Annotated in this window: 15 protein-coding genes; 8 read left to right on the forward strand and 7 right to left on the reverse strand. The window is 39.7% G+C overall.

Annotated elements, in window-relative coordinates; all coding sequences use genetic code 11:
* The first annotated feature begins 94 nt into the window (after nucleotides 1-94).
* Nucleotides 95-1,177 carry a hypothetical protein gene (locus tag AC1M9N_RS12835; RefSeq protein WP_481954856.1) on the forward strand — a complete coding sequence of 361 codons (1,083 nt, stop codon included), beginning with the start codon at nucleotides 95-97 and terminating at the stop codon, nucleotides 1,175-1,177.
* Nucleotides 1,174-1,497: an RnfH family protein gene (locus AC1M9N_RS12840; protein ID WP_481954857.1), complete on the forward strand. Its 324-nt coding sequence runs from the start codon at nucleotides 1,174-1,176 to the stop codon at nucleotides 1,495-1,497. Before AC1M9N_RS12835 ends, AC1M9N_RS12840 begins: the two co-directional genes overlap by 4 nt.
* 45 nt (nucleotides 1,498-1,542) lie before the next feature.
* Here the strand turns inward: AC1M9N_RS12840 and AC1M9N_RS12845 are convergent, their stop codons facing one another.
* Complete coding sequence (locus AC1M9N_RS12845; protein ID WP_092768200.1) at nucleotides 1,543-1,941, reverse strand: outer membrane protein assembly factor BamE; 399 nt, start codon at nucleotides 1,939-1,941, stop codon at nucleotides 1,543-1,545.
* A gap of 112 nt (nucleotides 1,942-2,053) precedes the next feature.
* On the opposite strand from AC1M9N_RS12845, the gene fur reads away from it, so the two are divergent.
* Nucleotides 2,054-2,491, forward strand: coding sequence for a ferric iron uptake transcriptional regulator (gene fur, locus AC1M9N_RS12850; protein ID WP_035267453.1), 438 nt, complete (start codon nucleotides 2,054-2,056; stop codon nucleotides 2,489-2,491).
* A 55-nt stretch (nucleotides 2,492-2,546) separates the two neighbouring features.
* On the opposite strand, the gene AC1M9N_RS12855 is transcribed toward fur, so the two are convergent.
* Both AC1M9N_RS12855 and AC1M9N_RS12860 read right to left on the reverse strand, forming a co-directional pair.
* Nucleotides 2,547-3,671, reverse strand: a complete 1,125-nt coding sequence (locus tag AC1M9N_RS12855; RefSeq protein WP_481587875.1) for a PilT/PilU family type 4a pilus ATPase — start codon at nucleotides 3,669-3,671, stop codon at nucleotides 2,547-2,549.
* A 34-nt stretch (nucleotides 3,672-3,705) separates the two neighbouring features.
* Nucleotides 3,706-4,743 carry a type IV pilus twitching motility protein PilT gene (locus AC1M9N_RS12860; RefSeq protein ID WP_092768204.1) on the reverse strand — a complete coding sequence of 346 codons (1,038 nt, stop codon included), beginning with the start codon at nucleotides 4,741-4,743 and terminating at the stop codon, nucleotides 3,706-3,708.
* A 122-nt stretch (nucleotides 4,744-4,865) separates the two neighbouring features.
* On the opposite strand from AC1M9N_RS12860, the gene AC1M9N_RS12865 reads away from it, so the two are divergent.
* Both AC1M9N_RS12865 and AC1M9N_RS12870 read left to right on the forward strand, forming a co-directional pair.
* Nucleotides 4,866-5,552 carry a YggS family pyridoxal phosphate-dependent enzyme gene (locus AC1M9N_RS12865; protein WP_481954858.1) on the forward strand — a complete coding sequence of 229 codons (687 nt, stop codon included), beginning with the start codon at nucleotides 4,866-4,868 and terminating at the stop codon, nucleotides 5,550-5,552.
* A gap of 116 nt (nucleotides 5,553-5,668) precedes the next feature.
* The gene (locus AC1M9N_RS12870) at nucleotides 5,669-6,466 is read left to right on the forward strand and encodes a thioesterase family protein (RefSeq protein WP_180028750.1); all 798 of its coding nucleotides are present in this window, start codon (nucleotides 5,669-5,671) and stop codon (nucleotides 6,464-6,466) included.
* Nucleotides 6,467-6,510: 44 nt separating this feature from the next.
* Here AC1M9N_RS12870 and AC1M9N_RS12875 read toward each other — a convergent pair whose 3' ends face one another.
* Nucleotides 6,511-10,110 (reverse strand): AAA family ATPase, encoded by a 3,600-nt coding sequence (locus tag AC1M9N_RS12875; protein ID WP_481954859.1) that lies wholly within the window; start codon nucleotides 10,108-10,110, stop codon nucleotides 6,511-6,513.
* A 9-nt stretch (nucleotides 10,111-10,119) separates the two neighbouring features.
* Nucleotides 10,120-11,367 (reverse strand): exonuclease SbcCD subunit D, encoded by a 1,248-nt coding sequence (locus AC1M9N_RS12880; protein WP_481954860.1) that lies wholly within the window; start codon nucleotides 11,365-11,367, stop codon nucleotides 10,120-10,122.
* Nucleotides 11,368-12,957: 1,590 nt separating this feature from the next.
* Here AC1M9N_RS12880 and AC1M9N_RS12885 point away from each other — a divergent pair.
* Both AC1M9N_RS12885 and AC1M9N_RS12890 read left to right on the forward strand, forming a co-directional pair.
* Nucleotides 12,958-13,410 (forward strand): ABZJ_00895 family protein, encoded by a 453-nt coding sequence (locus AC1M9N_RS12885; protein ID WP_481954877.1) that lies wholly within the window; start codon nucleotides 12,958-12,960, stop codon nucleotides 13,408-13,410.
* 64 nt (nucleotides 13,411-13,474) lie between these two features.
* Nucleotides 13,475-14,386, forward strand: a complete 912-nt coding sequence (locus tag AC1M9N_RS12890) for a TIGR01777 family oxidoreductase (RefSeq protein WP_481596557.1) — start codon at nucleotides 13,475-13,477, stop codon at nucleotides 14,384-14,386.
* On the opposite strand, the gene thiO is transcribed toward AC1M9N_RS12890, so the two are convergent.
* Nucleotides 14,383-15,489, reverse strand: a complete 1,107-nt coding sequence (thiO, locus tag AC1M9N_RS12895) for a glycine oxidase ThiO (protein WP_481954861.1) — start codon at nucleotides 15,487-15,489, stop codon at nucleotides 14,383-14,385. The genes AC1M9N_RS12890 and thiO overlap by 4 nt on opposite strands.
* 197 nt (nucleotides 15,490-15,686) lie before the next feature.
* Entirely contained in the window at nucleotides 15,687-16,697 is a 1,011-nt protein-coding gene (gene hemB, locus AC1M9N_RS12900) for a porphobilinogen synthase (protein ID WP_180000234.1), read from the reverse strand.
* A 108-nt stretch (nucleotides 16,698-16,805) separates the two neighbouring features.
* Between hemB and AC1M9N_RS12905 the strand changes: the two genes are divergently transcribed.
* On the forward strand, nucleotides 16,806-17,303 hold the full coding sequence (locus AC1M9N_RS12905; protein WP_035266285.1) for a thioesterase family protein: 498 nt from the start codon (nucleotides 16,806-16,808) through the stop codon (nucleotides 17,301-17,303).
* Nucleotides 17,304-17,347: the final 44 nt, after the last annotated feature.

Here is a 17,347-nt window from a genome sequence, read left to right on the forward strand (position 1 = left end):
GTGGCTAAGATCTACACTTATTTTTTTACGCTAGACTTTGATTTTAATGATTGAGCTAGGCAAAATAGCGTAAAACTTTTTAATGGAATACCTCATGCAGGACACCGCTATGTCACGATGGTTATCGCCGCTGATGGCATTTTGTTTGTCATTTATCATTATTGTGGGTCTAGCACCAAGCTTAGGCTTGCAAATTGATCGACAACTCGATTTTTGGTTACTTTGGTTTGCAACGATGTTGTTTTTAGCGTTGCCAATTATTTATTTAGAAATTGGATTGGCGAAACGAGCTCAAACTTCAGCGCTGAACGCATTATCAAAATTGACCCGTGAAGCCGATGCAAACCAACGTTGGAGAGTAGTGGGCTGGCTTGCTGTTATTTTTATTCCATTCTTAGCAGGCGGTATATTACTTAATACTTCTAATGCTGTAGCACAACAAAATGATTTTGGTATTGGTTCAAATATTTTGATGGGTATCGCAGCATTCATTGCATTTGGTTTATCATTTCTTCAACGTTCTGTATTGGTTGTACTTACTGCGATTGCAACGATTGCAAGTTTAATCGCGGCTCAGGTTTTTGGTGTCCAAGTCAATGATTGGCAGCTGACTCCTGTTGAGTTTAAAGAGTGGGGTAATGCAACTATTCTCGCTTTAGTAGCTTCAGGTCTCGGGCTTGGATTATATTGGCAGACAAATCTCAATCAAGAGAAACAAGATGCTGCAACGCCAAAAACTTTACCGATTTGGCTAGCGCAACTGGTGGCTGTGGCTGGATTTGGATATTTTGCAATTAGTGCTGCAATTCCAGCATATATCGTTTTAATCGCGACAATATTTGCAGTAGCTTTACTCCTGGAACTTGGGAAGGAACAACTCGCACATCGTGGATTAGCACAAGCGGTGCAATATTTTTTATTGCTTGCACCACTTTTAATTTGGGTATTCCCTGAAGCCGATCTATTTTTAACTCCGATTTTAATGCTTTGGGGATTAAGCATTTGTTTAATCTATGCAATTTTCGTGGGTTGGATCATGAAAATTAGTCATTTACGTAAAGCGCTGAATTTTAGTAATGAAGCTTTTTATAATATCTGGCGTGTGGCTGTACGTATTGTGACACCTTTAGCAATTGTGGCTGCAATGATTTCTTACTTAGGTCAATTGTTACCATGATCCAAAATGCAAAAGTTTGGGTTGCTTATGCTGCTGTAGACCAGCAGTTTCACATTGAACTTGAATTTGTGGAAGGCATGTCTGTTGCGGATGCTATTACACAAAGTGGTATCGCGTCGTGTACGCAGTTGCCAGACGAGTATGCTGTTGGAATTTTTGGGACGAAAGTACAAGATCAATCGCATGTTTTGCAAGCAGGTGATCGGGTGGAAATCTATCGGGCATTAAAGATTAATCCAAAAGATATACGCCGTAAGCGAGCGGCAGCGAATCCAGTTGGGCGCTATTGTCGTGGCAATCGCTTTAAACAATTGAAATGATATGAAAAACCCCTCTTTGAGGGGTTTTCTTTTATGTCTAATTCTTTATAGTGGTGGCGCGTTCAAAATCGCATCTTTCGAACCTGGTAAACCAGGTTGAGTTTCTGGGATAGTTTCTAAACCTTCGATTTTATTCACGACGCCAGAACCATCGAAATATACTTTTAGATGCTGACCTTGAGTTGCAGGAATATTTGCTTTTTTAGCATATGTACCTGGGGTATAATTGTAGATGTAATCCCAACGTAAAGGATTCAAAGGATCTGAAATGGTTGGGCTACCAAGTAAAAAACGAACTTGTTGGTAAGTCATCCCGACTTGAATTTTTGAAGCTTGCGCTTGGGTTAATGGTGTTCCTTGAGGAATATCAACTTTGTATACACCAAAGACAGAACAACCACCCAGTAAAGAAGCGACGAATAACGTCAGCATGATTTTTTGCATTTTGCTACACTATCCCAAATTAATTATGATGCAATTGATCCAAGGATAGATCATACTGCATCTCAACTCTGTTGCATATTCCAACTTAAAATTTGTTGAGAGACCTTTTTATATGCCTATTTCAAATCAAGATTTACGCAAAGCTGGACTTAAAGTTACCCTTCCACGAATCAAGATTTTGGAATTATTAGAAAATTCAAGACAGCATCATTTGAGCGCGGAAGATATCTATAAGACCTTACTTGAGCAAGGCGAAGATGTCGGTCTAGCAACTGTATATCGTGTGTTAACTCAGTTTGAAGCTGCTGGTATTATCCAACGTCATCATTTTGAGAATAATCACTCTGTATTCGAAATCATGCAAGATGATCACCACGATCATATGGTCTGCCAGAACTGCAACAAAGTTGTTGAATTCCACAATGATTTGATTGAACAAGAACAACATAATGTTGCTGAACAACTTGGTTTTGTTTTAACAGGTCACTCTTTGAATTTATATGGTTATTGCGATGCGCCTGAATGCCAAGAAGCATACCGTAAAAAATAAATCTTGATTAAAGTAAAAAAGGAGCAATGATTGCTCCTTTTTTATTCACTATTGATTAATCATCTTGACCATCAAAAGTGAGGCGGGGGCCAGAATTCAACAGATAGTTTGGATCTTCTTCAGAGAGTTTGATTTGTAAGCGTAAATCGTTGGCAGAGTCAGCATGACGCAATGCTTCGTCATAAGTGATTTTCTCAGCTTTATATAAGTCAAATAGCGCTTGATCAAACGTCTGCATTCCAATTTCACGGGAACGCTTCATGACTTCCTTAATTTCATGAACTTCGCCTTTACGCACCAAGTCTGAAATCAGTGGAGAATTGATTAAGATTTCAATTGCGGGATGACGTGATTTTTTATCAGGAGTCGCAATTAACTGTTGTGCAATGATTGCCTTCAAATTCAGTGAGAGGTCCATAAACAGTTGGCTGTGACGATCTGTCTCAAAGAAATGAATAATACGATCTAAGGCTTGGTTAGCATTATTGGCATGTAAGGTCGCAAATACTAAATGTCCTGTTTCAGCGAAACTAATCGCATAGTTCATGGTTTCACGTGAGCGGATCTCACCAATAAGAATAACATCAGGTGCTTGACGGAGTGTGTTTTTCAGTGCAATTTCAAAGGAGTCTGTATCAATGCCAACTTCACGTTGAGTAATGATACAGCCTTGATGTTGATGAATAAATTCGATTGGGTCTTCAATGGTAATAATATGACCTTTAGAATTTTGATTACGATGACCGATCATTGCTGCAAGCGAAGTCGATTTACCTGTACCAGTAGCACCTACAAATAAGATGATCCCGCGCTTAGTCATTGCTAAATCTTTAAGTACGGGCGGTAGTTTCAGCTCATCAATACTTGGAATGACAGTTTCAATCCGACGTAAGACCATGCCAGGTTGATCACGTTGCTGAAAAGCACTGACACGAAAACGTGCAGTTTTATCACGATTGGCAATAGCAAAATTACATTCGTGTGTTGCAGCAAATTCAATTCGTTGTCTTTCACTCATAATCGAGTGAATCAATTGACCTATGATTTCACCAGTGAGTTTTGTTTTAACTACAGGCACAATTTCACCATTAATTTTCATTGATGGTTCAATATCTGCACTGATAAATAAATCTGAAGCCTTGCGCGCAATCATCATGTCGAGCAGGTCATTAAAATCCATTTTGATTCCCCTAAATCAAATGACGTTCACTTTTTTATAAAAATGATTCTGGTTGTTTAGCCGCAGTACGTGCAACTTGCGGGGTAATAATGCCTTTCGCGACAAGATTTTTGAGACTTTGATCGAGAGTGGTCATGCCATAATTTGCACCGGTTTGTATTGCAGAATACATTTGTGCAACTTTGTTCTCACGGATGAGATTTCGAATCGCTGGAATTCCAATCATAATTTCGTGAGCAGCTACCCGACCGCCACCTGTTTTCTTCAAAAGTGTTTGAGAGATGACGGCTTGAAGCGATTCAGAAAGCATGGCACGAACCATGTCTTTCTCATCGGCAGGAAACACGTCGATAATACGGTCAATTGTTTTTGCGGCAGATGTGGTATGCAGTGTTCCAAACACCAAGTGACCAGTTTCCGCAGCAGTGAGTGCAAGTCGAATGGTTTCGAGGTCACGCATTTCACCGACGAGAATAATATCTGGATCTTCACGCAGTGCAGAGCGTAGCGCTTCATTAAAACCATGTGTGTCACGATGCACTTCTCGCTGGTTAATCAAACACTTTTTGGATTGGTGCACAAATTCAATTGGATCTTCGACGGTTAAAATATGGTCGTAACGGTTGTCGTTAATGTAATCCATCATCGCCGCAAGCGTAGTCGATTTACCTGAACCCGTTGGTCCTGTGACCAAAACAATTCCTCGTGGATAGGCGCAAATGTCTTTGAAAATTTGCCCCATGCCCAAGTCTTCCATAGAAATCACTTGAGAAGGAATGGTACGGAATACCGCGCCAGCGCCACGATTTTGGTTGAATGCGTTGACACGGAAGCGTGCTACACCAGGTACTTCAAATGAGAAATCGGTTTCTAATTTTTCTTCATAATCGCGACGTTGTTTATCATTCATGATGTCGTAGATTAAGCGGTGTACTTCTTTGTGTTCTAAGGCTGGTAAGTTAATACGACGAACTTCACCATCAACACGAATCATCGGTGGCATTCCTGCAGAAAGGTGCAAGTCAGACGCCCCGTTTTTCACTGAAAATGCCAGTAATTCTGTAATATCCATAAATTCCCCGAACGCATTAAAATCGTAATTATTTTGATAGAATAATAAGGCTTTCCTACAGCTTAACCAACAGTTAGCGTGCAAGAAAGTAAAAAAAGATGAATTAACTGAGATAGCTATACATGATGAGTCTAGAGCAAGCGAGAAATAGTGTCATTCAACAAATTGAACAAGCCTGTGAAGTTGCTCAACGACAATCTAACGAGGTTAAACTCCTTGCTGTTTCCAAAACGCATCCAGCGGATATTTTGAGAGAAATGTATCAGACTGGTCAACGAGCATTTGGTGAGAATTACCTGCAAGAAGCATTAAATAAAATCAAAGCGCTGAATGATTTAGACATCGAATGGCATTTTATTGGTCATGTACAACGCAATAAAACCAAACAGTTGGCTGAACAATTTGCATGGGTGCATGGGGTTGATCGCTTTATTATCGCAGAGCGACTCTCTAATCAACGCACAATCGAACAGGAGCCTATCAATATTTGTCTTCAAGTGAATATTGATGCTCAAGAAAGCAAAGATGGTTGTGCAGTTTCAGAGGTCGAAGATCTGGTTGCTCAAATGAGCATATTACCTCGACTTCGATTACGAGGATTAATGGTCATTCCAGCACCTGGCAATGTAGATGCACTCTATGATGCCAAGACACTTTTTGATCAGATGAAAGAGCATCATGCACATCCTTCTGATTGGGATACCTTGAGTATGGGAATGTCGGGTGATTTACAAGATGCGATTAGCGCTGGATCGACTATGGTTCGCATAGGGACGGCCTTATTTGGGGCGCGAGATTACTCAAAATGATTGGATTCAGTCTGCACTGAACTTTCGGGTTCAGTCGCTGTCATTGTAAATACAACTTTTTGTGTATAAAAATAAACCAATATATTTCACATAATCATAAAACAGGGAAGAATTGGATGAGTTCGTATTATCAGCTTTTAGAACGAAAAGTGTGTGATGATGGATCAGTACTGGCTAAGTATAAGTCGACTATACATGCTCAAGGTGCATGGAATGCGCACGAACAGCATATGGCGCCCGCAACAGGGATTATTTGTGCAGAGTTGGATCACTTTTCTGCTCGGTCTGACCTACGGATTGGACGTATAAGTTTAGATATTTTGGGCCTGATACCCGCTGGGGAGTTTCAAATTGAAACTCGAATTATTCGACCTGGAAAAACCATTGAATTGATCGAGTCGACCATGTCTGCACATGGTAAAAGCTGTATTCAGGCACGTACTTGGCGAATGATGATGAGTGATACTCAGGCAGTCGCAGGATTAGAAGATCAAAAAGTTGCTGATCCTGACGAGGGGATCTTATGGGAAGAAATTAGAAACTGGCCTGGAGGCTATATTCAATCACTTGAGGCACGCCGTTTAGATCGACGGGCAGGCAAGGGCATTGTATGGCTAACCAATCCTTATGACATGGTTGAAGGACAAATACATTCAGACTTTGTGAAGTTGATGGGAATGGTCGATACAGCGAATGGAATTGTCACACGACAAGGTTGGCCGTTTAACTATACTTTTCCAAATTTAGATTTACAGATACATCTCTATCGTATGCCAATAGGTAAGTGGCTAGGTCTGGAAACAGTGCAACAATATGGTGATGACGGTATCGGGTTAACTTCATCTATTCTTCATGATCTGAATGGACCTTTTGGACGAGCTGAGCAAATTTTAACTTTAAGAAAACTGGCTTAGATTAAAGCCGTCATTTGACGGCTTCAACTTTTTATCATTAATCATTAACCGACAATATTAATGGTACTGGCACCTGCACCTACAGGTTTGACCTGAATCTGTACTGGAATGCGTTCATGCATTTCCTGTACATGCGAGATCAACACCACTTTACGTCCCTGACTTTGTAAATGATCTAAGGCATTCATCACCATATGTAGTGATGCAGGATCGAGCGTGCCAAAGCCTTCATCAATAAACAGTGATTCAAGTTTCATTGAACCTGATGCCATGTTAGCAATCGCTAAAGCAAGGGCTAAAGACACTAAGAAAGTTTCACCACCTGATAAGGACAACACAGGTCGAACTTCGCTGTTCATATCTAGGTCAATAATGGCCAAACTTAAACTGTCAGGAATACGATGCAACTGATAACGTGGCGCAAGCGGCTGTAATTGCTGATTGGCATATTCCACCAAAATATCTAAATGATGCTCTTGAGCAATCTTTTTAAACTTGGTGCCTTCCTTATGCCCAATCAAATCGTAGATACGTCCCCAACGATATTCTTCCGCCTTGATTTGTTCTATTTGGCTTTGATACTTAGCATAGTTGGCTTGATTGGCAGCATTCATACGTAACTGAGTTTCTGTATCGGTGAGTGCTTCTTGTTGAGCGAGCTTTTCCGTTTGCAAGTTCGCAAGTCGCTGCTCGAGCATGCTGAGATCATGTTCAGGCTGATGTTTTAAATGGGCTTGATAACGTTCTTCTAAAACTTGCCAAGCGGTTTTGGCATTCTCTAAAAGTTGTCGCTGCGTATTTAACTCATGGCGTATTTGTTGATGTTGGGCTAAATCAATGCTTAACCATGTTGTGATTTGATCTGTGGTCACGGTCGGATGGCTCAGTTGCCATTGCTGAATAGCCTGTTGTACTTGCTGTAATGCCTGTTCAATATGATGTAAATCACTGAGCAACTGCTGCTGTTGTAAATTGGCTGCATTCAGCTGTTGTTCAGCATGTGCAGTTTTACTGCGTTGTGCATGAACCTCATTGGCATGGGCGACAGCAGTTTCCTCTAAATGTTTTTGCCAATCCGCAGCATAACGGTAGCTTTGACCGGCATAGTCTTGGGTCAGTTCCGCAAGTTTCGAGCGTAACATTTTGCCTTGCTCAATCAGTTGTTCAATCTGGTGAGTCAGGTGTTGTTCGTGCTTTTGCGCTGCTTCAAAGCGCAGCGTCATTTTTTCAAGTTCCTGCTGTGCTTGCAGCAGTGATGTCTCTACCTGTTTTTGCATGGTGAGCAATGCAACACGTTGCTGTAGCTGCTGTTGTAATTCAGCAACCCAATGTATTGGCATGTCTTGCTGATAGCGAGCAGGCAGTAACTGCACAATGGGTTGAATACCTTGATCAAGTTGCACACGACGTTGAATATTCAATTGTAATTGCTGTTGTTGCTGTTGCTCCTTACGCCATTGCTCAAGCAATTGACCAAGTTGTTGTTCTTGTGCCTGTTGTTGTTCGATATGCGATTGCAGTGTTTCGATCTGCTGCATTATGCGCTGCTGTAACTGAATCGGGTCTGCCGTGTCGAGATCTAAACCCAGTTGTTGTAATGCTGCTTGAATATGCACGATCTGTTGCTGAGTCGACTGCGTCAGCTGTTGCACACGTTGTTGTTGTTGTTCAAGTAAGGTCTGTACTTTGGATTGCTCAATCTGGGCTTGCTGTACCTCACGATTGAACTGTTCCAGTTGTTGACGAGCCTCCTGTAATTGCTGCTCGTGTAGTTGCAATAAACCTTGTTCTAAGCGTTGCTGACTTTGTAAAAACGGATGTTCATGGCTCCCACAGACCATACACGGTTGATTGGCTTTGAGCTGTTCACGTAAATGCTGCACGTTTTCGCTATGCAATAGACGCTGTGCCTCCAAGATGCTTTGTAGCTGGGTATAGGCGGCTTCTTGTGTGGCTTTTTCGCTCAAGCGTTTTTCAAGGGTCTGTTGAATAATCTGCAGTTGCTTTTGTTGTTCAGCGATTGAGCCTGTCAGAGTTTGTATTTCACTGACATGGTTGATGACTTGCTCAAGCTGCTGCTGTTGATGTTGCAGTCGTAATACCGTGCTTTGGTGCTGTTCACGCTGTTGTTGGATGTTTTTCAGCGATTGTGTCAAAGCGTCAAGACTTTCATGTTGAGCCACATAGCTTTGCAGACGTTGTACAACGGTTTGCTGTTGTTGTTCTAAAGTTGCGAAGGATTGTTGTAATAGTTCTGGCTCTTGTTGATGAAGCAACTGATATTGCTCTACATAGTGTTGTAGCGCCTGCAAAGTACTTTGTGGTTCTTGGTCAAAGCATTGTAAAAATTGGCTTTGGGTTAACTCAAAGTTGATTTGTTGCTGTTTGTTTTGCCAAGCCAATACGCTGGTTTTTTGTTGTTCCACAGCATGTTTTGACTGTTCTAATTCATTGAGAACAAGCTGATCTTTATCTGCACTGAGTTTTTTATACTGTTCAGAAATACTGTGAATGTCATGATCCAACTTTAAGCCTTGTTCAAGATGAGGCTTAATATCCAAACGTTGCTGCTCAAATTGCGCTTGGGCATGTTCATAGGCTTTTAAGCGCTGTTGTTCAGTAGTAGCTTGTTGTTGTAAAGAGACAAACTCAGCTTGAAAGGCCAGTTGTTTTTGTTGCACCTCAAGTTTTTGTGGTTCTAAACGTGCACGCTGTACATATTGTTCACGAATGGCTTGAAATGCATCAAGCTGTTGTAGCAATTGTTGTTGTGCTGCGGATTTATTTACGGCATCAAGCTGAACTTCATAAATCTCTTTTTTGCCATGGACTTCAGCATACAATTGATCACGCTCAAGATACCATTTACGTTCATTTTCAAGCAGCTTTTCTGATTGTGCCAAATGTACGAGTTGTTGTTTTAACTGCTGATGTTGTTGATTTAAGGCTGCAAGTTGTTCTTCACTCAGAATATCAATATGACCGAGTTGCTTTTCTAAATCAGTACGTTGCTGTTTAATTTCACTAAATTTATCAGCGGCTTTTTTACTGACTTCACTAAAAATTTGCGAATTGGTTAAATATTCGAGTAAGTCTGCACGTTCATGGTCTTTGGCTTTTAAAAATGCACCGACTTCAGACTGTGCTAACAGGACTGCACGGGTAAATTGCTCAAAACTGAGACCAATCAGCTTTTCAATCAGTGGCGTCACTTCCGAGATTTTTTGCGTTAAGGTCGCGCCATCATCTAAACATTGAACAAAGCGCTCGACTTTTAAATTGCCATCAACTTTTTTACGCGCACGGCTAATGTCCCACCGCGCCAAATAGCGTTTACCATCAAGGGCAAGAAATTCAAGTTCAGCAAAACCAGCGGTGGTACCACGACGCAGAATATTCTTCGAATCTTTAATTGAAATGTCTTTACCGCCTACATCTTTCATGCTGCCAGCTGCGCCACGTAAACGTGGGATTTCATCGTACAAAGCTAAACACATGGCATCGAGCAGCGTCGATTTTCCTGCACCTGTTTTACCAGTAATGGCAATCAGACCTGCCTGAGCCAATGGCGCTTGTTCAAAATGGATATGTTGTTCACCGGCTAAAGAGGCCAAGTTGTTTAAACTGAGTCGAATAATTTTCATGACCTGTCCTTAGTGCGCTTTTTGATCCAAATCGTGTTGTGCCGCTTCAAGCAAAGTTAAGAAATCACGCTTCACCGATTCATCCTGCTCATAGCCCATTTTTTTCCACAAGCTTAAAAATAATTTTTCAGGGGTGGGAGGCGCTAAATCGACTTTGTGACTTTCATCGTTTTGCTCCGTTGCTTTTTGATAAACTCGAGCTATACGCAGTAAACGATAACGATTTGGTGGCAGTGCCAGTTCAATCTGCTGACGTAAGTCTACAGGCGGTGGGGCATCTGTCGTATATTCAATCTCTAGAAAATGTCGTGCATTGAGATTGTCAATTTCGCCTTTTGGCAGGGCATGTACCGTAGTGATTAATTCAGACAAGGGTTCACTAATTCGAATCAAATCCAAGGTACGTGGAATAACGTGCGCTTGATATTGAAAATGATTTTGTTCATCAGCTTCGGGGTCAATGGTGACTTCAACCACTTGATGTTTATAGTTGCGTTCACTAAAAGACAGTGGAATAGGTGAGCCACTGTAGCGAATATGTTCCTGTCCAACTTTTTGCGGTTTATGCAAATGACCGAGTGCCACATAATCAATCACATCATCAAATAATGCAGTGGATAAAGCCTCTTCGTTACCAATCACAATTGGACGTTCGGAATCTGAGGTTTCACCGCCTTGCATATGGGCATGTGACATCAAAATTAAGGCTTGATTGGGTTGTTTACGCGCTTTAGCTTCCGCAATAAGTTGTTGGTGTAAATAGGCAATCGCATTTTGGCTGTTGGTGGTATTTTCATTAAAGCCTGTAATTTCGGCACTGCGTAAATAAGGCAGGGTTAAGCACCAAGCAACGATATTTTTATCAGCATCATAAATAGGTACCAACAAACGATCGAGATCAAATTCACCATCCTGTTTGCCAATAATACCGACCGCTTTGGCATTGAATTTCGCTAGAAAAGGTTCAACCTGTTCAATGCGGTAACCGGAATCATGATTACCTGCGATCATTAAGGTTTGCATATGCGGGGCAATGGCATGGGCATCGGTGAGAAACTGGTATAACTGTTTTTGAGCAGATGATGCAGGATTGACCACATCAAAAATATCACCGGCAATCAGCAGGGCATTCGGTTGTTTTTGTTGAATTTGCGCAAGTAGCCAATTTAAAAATTGTGTGTGTTCATAGTCACGATCATGATTGTGAAAAAATTGCCCCAAATGCCAATCTGAAGTATGAAAAAAACGCACTGCCATTACCGAACCCCAAAACATCTCAATTGTCATCTTATCCAATATCGGACTTTAAAACATCGAAATTTTTAACATCTCTATAAGACAGCTTTTAATCGCTATTTTTTATTCGATTTACTCTTTTTTCGTCTTTTTCTCTTTTTTCTATTTTTGATTCTCGAGTTGATCGAGATTTGCTTATGAGAAGAGGATGCATGCAGTTTAGCTGCTGTTAACGATTGATCTACTTTATGATGAAAAAAAGATTGGATGACTAAGGGTACCAATAGAATGCTTAGCCAAATACTCATATTGATGGGAATTATTTGATAGATATAATTTAAAGAATAGACTGAAACCGTAAAAATGAGTGCAAACCAAGCTTCTGTTTTAGAAATTTGATCTTCTGAAAAACGTTTGATATGGATCAGCGTATTTTGTTTGACATCTGAAAAATAAGAACGCGTGTATTTATTGGGAAAATAGCTGAGAAGCAGCATTAAGTTTTGAAAAAGATATAAAGACGATAAACCGAGTAAAAATATCGAAATAATAAAATTAAACGCTCAACCCAACGATGCTCAGATGTAATATCGCCCTGTGAATAAAGTTCTATAATTTGATCAATAGACAAAATTAAAATTGAACAACAAGTAAAGAAACTCAGCAGAAAACGGCTTAAATGATGATGCTTAATTTCAAAAAGGCATGTAAAATCGAATAGAGTAAAAATATTAACAAGATTATTGTGATGAATGTCGATAATACTGTATCAACACCAAGCATCTGTTTTTCGAAAAACCAATAGCAAATTCCAAGTGCGAATAAAAAACTAAGCCCTTCACTAAAAGGTGTGGTGAACTCTGATGATGCTCTAGAGAAAAAACTATTAAGTAAGCACCAAGATAGAAATAGACCCAAATTATTAATGGATTCGAGCTATTACTCTGTATAGAAATAAATGAAAGTGCACTCAAAAATAGGCTTAAAATTGAATAAATTAAGATTTTTTCTTTGTTTCTAATGATTTGATAACTTTGATAAAAAACACCACAGAGTAAACTGATGATTGTAAGCGGTATGTGAAATTGATGATTAATAAATGCTTTAATAAAAACAAAGCAATAGCAAACTAATACGATACTGATAAGAAAGCGAGTGAATGGATAATTCAATACATCCCAAAAGTCTGATTTAAAATTTAGACGTTTTTTTAGACTAATTTTATGTTTAATTTTTTCTTTATACATTGCGACTAGGATTTATTCTGATTGTTATCTCATCTTTATGGATAAAAGTATATTTAGAAAATTTATTAAGTTCAAAAATAAAGCCGACGATTCGAGTGATGTGAAATCGTCGGCCAAAATACTTCAGTCATTCAAATTTAGGCTGCTAAACTAAATTTTCTGCAAGAAGCATGATTTATAGGTCTCATTGGGGTATAAGGTCACCGTGTATCATTGCGGATGCCGGTGCAATGACTACGCGGTTGCTACTGACCTTGTACCTTATATAACGCATAAGGTTGTGATTCGGTTGACAAGAAAATTAAAAATATTTGATTTATTTTCGGTTATGCTTTGTGACAGGAATTTATTGCGTCTGAGAGTTATGGTTTCTTTAAGAAAATATTTTTTATGGTTCTTTTTACTTTGCTTAGGATTAACGCTGGTTGCAGGTATTTTGGCAGCGTTATTGCCTTCGGCAATTGCAGGAATAGTCACAGCACTTCCATATTTAATAGCGATGATTGTTGTTTTATATAAGTTTATTGATCAACAACAACGTGCACCTTCGGATCAAGAACGTAAAAAATTCACATTAGGTTTTACGTTGATCTTTTGGGGCTATAACTTTCTTGGTGTTTTTTTAAGTATTTTATTTTTTTCGAGAAAAGACCCTGAAATTTGGCATAACTTTTTACTCTATGTCCAAAATTCTAGTTTCTTAAGTCTCAGTGTAATTATGATTTTGATGCTGGCGATCCCATTATATTTAATTACCTTTTGGTTTTATGGTCCACAAGCGAAGCGCATGGCGAATAAATTGGTGGTAAATAAGTAATCATGAATTGAGCTCAAAGGCATCTTTCACCATGATAGAGGGATCAGATCATAAGAGTATTTCTATGTATCATCCTTGCGTTTTAGTTACTGGTGCAACAGGTTTTATTGGGTCTTATTTGGTTGCATATTTGCTAGATCAAGATTATCAAGTGATTGGTTTAAGCCGACAGTCTAATCCAAAAATGAAGCATCCACGTTTGACATGGGTTCAATCTTTCGATGATATCCAACACGCTCAAATTGACTATGTTATTAACTTAGCGGGTGAAAGTATTGGTGATGGTCGCTGGACGCAAAGGCGAAAACAAAAACTCATCGACAGCCGAGTGAATACGACCGATGCATTATTACATTATCTGCTGACCCATCAGCAACATCCCAAGCGAATTATTTCTGGTTCTGCTGTAGGATATTATGGTATTGATCCTGATCAAGAATGGTCAGAAAAAAACAATGAGCAGGGATCATCTCAACCGATCTTTATGTCCGAACTTTGCCAAGAGTGGGAGAGGTCGGCTCTCCAACACAAAAATCAGTTTGATATTAAGGTCATTCGTTTAGGCGTGGTGATTGGGCATGGCGGAGGAATTTTACAACAATTACTCTTACCGATTCGATTTAATCTGGTGGGTAAAATTGGTTCAGGTCAGCAGCCCTTAGCATGGATTCATATTCAGGACGTGATTCAGGCGATTGAATTTCTGATGTTGAATGACACACCGAAAGAAGTTTTTAATTTCGTTGCTCCTGAACAAACGAATCAGGTGTATTTTGTTCGCACCGCAGCAAAAATTTTAAACAAGAAACCGCTTTTAAGTCTGCCTGATTCATTGTTTAAAATCATGTTAGGTGAGCAGTCTCAATTGGTTTTAAATGGACAATACGTTATACCAGAAGCACTTATTCAAGCAGGTTATACATTTCAGTATCCAGAACTCAAAATGGCGTTGGAGCAACTACTTCCATCACATTAAACTTGAAACTTCAAAGATGGGTCATAGGGTCTAGGATCAACGAGGGTGGTCTGATTCAGCATGAGTTGTCGTAGTAACTGCGCTGCAGCTGGCCCCATGCATAAGCCATTTCTAAAATGACCAAAATTCGCCCATAAGTTTTTCATTTCAGGCATTAAACCGATATATGGAATTCCATCAGGTGAGCTAGGTCTCAAGCCTGCCCATTGTTGCACAATCGGGAAATTTTTAAGTTCAGGTATGAGTTGAATGCATGCTTGGTAAATGGATTGTTGTGTTTTCAAATTTGGGCGATGTTCAAAACCTAATTCCGCCATACTGGAACCACAGACGATATGGCCATCTCGACGTGGAATCATATACATGACATTGTACATACACATCGTGGGTAGCCAGTTTTCAGGGGTTTTGAATAGGATCATCTGCCCCTGAACAGGTTGAACAGGGATATTGAAATTGAGTTGTGATGCCCAATGTGCCGACCAAGCTCCAGTAGCGATAACATACTGATCAGCTTTAATTTGATGTTGATCATGCAGAACAATGGATTGCACTTGCTGATTTTGAATCAGTAATTTTTCTACCCACTTATGCTCGATAATCTTTACTTTTGAATGTGATTTAAGATAAGTCAGAATAGACTTTAAAAGACGAGGATTACGAACATTAGACAATTGTGGAAAATGCAAAGCCTGCTTGAAAGTATTAGAAACTCGTGGATTCAGATTTCTTAATTGAGTCTCGTCGAGTAAATCGCAATGCTGCATCGGCTCGTTATATTGCGCCTTATAACTGAGTCCAATCTCAAAATCATCTTCATCAAAAATTAACATGCCTGAATCGTGAATTTCGAAATCAATGCCACTCAATGGTTGAATTTTTTGATTCCAAGATTGATATAACGATTTACCATGTTGTGCCAATTGATTGACTGCTTTGGGATAACGCCAAGGATACATAGGTGACAAAATACCACCACCTGCCCAAGATGCAGCTTTAGCTGCTTGTTTTTGATCAATGAGGGTAATTTCACAACCTTGTTCGAGTAATTCAAGCGCTGTTAGTAAGCCGCTAATTCCACATCCAATGATGGCAACGTGCATTTTTATCCACCTTCAAAATGACGGGGTGTATTAGACCATATTCAAGCTCTAATCGTGCAAATAATCTCAATGATGAAAAGAGATCGATGAGATGTAAGATGTTAAATGAGTGAGTTAAAAGTTGGGTCTCGAATACAATGATGATTGTAGTAGAAAAAAAGCGCTTTATGTAAAAGCGCTTTTGATTCAATAGTGTATTACAGATCTTTAAGCATTTTTGCAGCATCTTCAGCAAAATAGGTCCAAATTCCATCTGCACCAGCACGACGACAGCTCATCAATGATTCTAAAATCACACTTTCAGAAAGCCAGCCGTTTTGGATTGCTGCTGCCAACATGGCATATTCACCACTCACTTGATAAACAAATGTTGGAATGCCAAATGTGTCTTTAACTTCACGTACAATATCTAGATATGGCATCCCTGGTTTTACGATCACCATGTCTGCACCTTCTTGAATATCTAGTGCAATTTCGTGAAGAGCTTCAGCTCGGTTTCCTACATCCATTTGGTAGTTATACTTATTACCACCTTTTAAATTAGATGCTGAACCCACGGCATCACGGAAAGGACCATAGAAGCTTGATGCATATTTGGCAGAATAAGCCATGATATTGGTATAAATATGACCATTTGCTTCAAATGCTTGACGAATCGCAGCAATACGACCATCCATCATATCACTCGGTGCGAAAACATCGGCTCCTGCTTCTGCATGGCTTAAACCTTGTTTAATCAGACACTCAACAGTTTCATCATTCAGGACATAACCTGTTTCATCGATGATGCCATCCTGACCATGTGTTGTATAAGGGTCTAAAGCGCCATCAGTGATGAGTACCATTTCTGGTAATTCTTTTTTTAGAAGACGGACAGTGCTTTGAACTAAACCATCATCTCTCCATGCTGCTTCAGCAGTTAAACTTTTGTCTTCTTGTGGGGTAACTGGGAATAAAGCTAATTTAGATACACCTAATTCTAAAAGTTTTTCAGCTTTGTTTAACAACAAATCAGCTGAAAGACGGTGAATATTTGGCATACTAGGTATTTCTTGGGTTTGATTTTGACCTGGTAGAACAAATACCGGATAAATGAGATGTTCAGCAGAAAGATGTGTTTCTCTCACCATCGCTCTGAGTTTGTCATTTTTTCGAATACGGCGCATGCGTGTTGCAGGAAAAGCAGGGCGATTAAACGTATAAGTCATCACAATCTCGATGTTTGGTATTTTACTTGGGTCTAATTGTAGCCCCCTTAAGGCGGTTTTTGGGAAAATGCTGATGGTTTTTTCTCATGATGTTAATTTGAGTTTTGTATGAACGATTCCCAAAAAAAATGGATGGGTAACCTCCATTTAGGTGCTAAACCAGATCTTGAAGTGGTATTAAATCAACTCACTCAAGTATTTAATACCTCTCCTTATTTCGCTTACAACGAAATGCAAATGCGTGTCGTAGAAGGTGAAATCCAAGGTTATATTGAGATGAAACCTAATCTCATTGGTAATATTTCTTTCCAAATTTTGCATGGCGGTGTAGCGGCAACATTACTTGATAGTATTGGCGGGATTGTTGCAATGGGCGAGCTTTACAAGCGTGCAGAGCCTGATATGTTGCCTGAAACTTTAAAGAAAGTTTCACGTTTAGCAACAGTGGATATGCGAGTGGATTATTTATCACCAGGGCGCGGAAAGTATTTTATTGCCACTGCTGAAGTCCTACGCATGGGTCGCAAAGGTTGTACGATGCGCATGAATATGGTGAATGATGAAGGTAAAGCAATTGCAACAGGTATTGCTTCATACGCATATTGAAAAATCCATGTATCTCTTATAAAAAAACCGCCCTTGTAGGCGGT

It is taken from the genome of Acinetobacter sp. ANC_7655 (assembly GCF_056784015.1).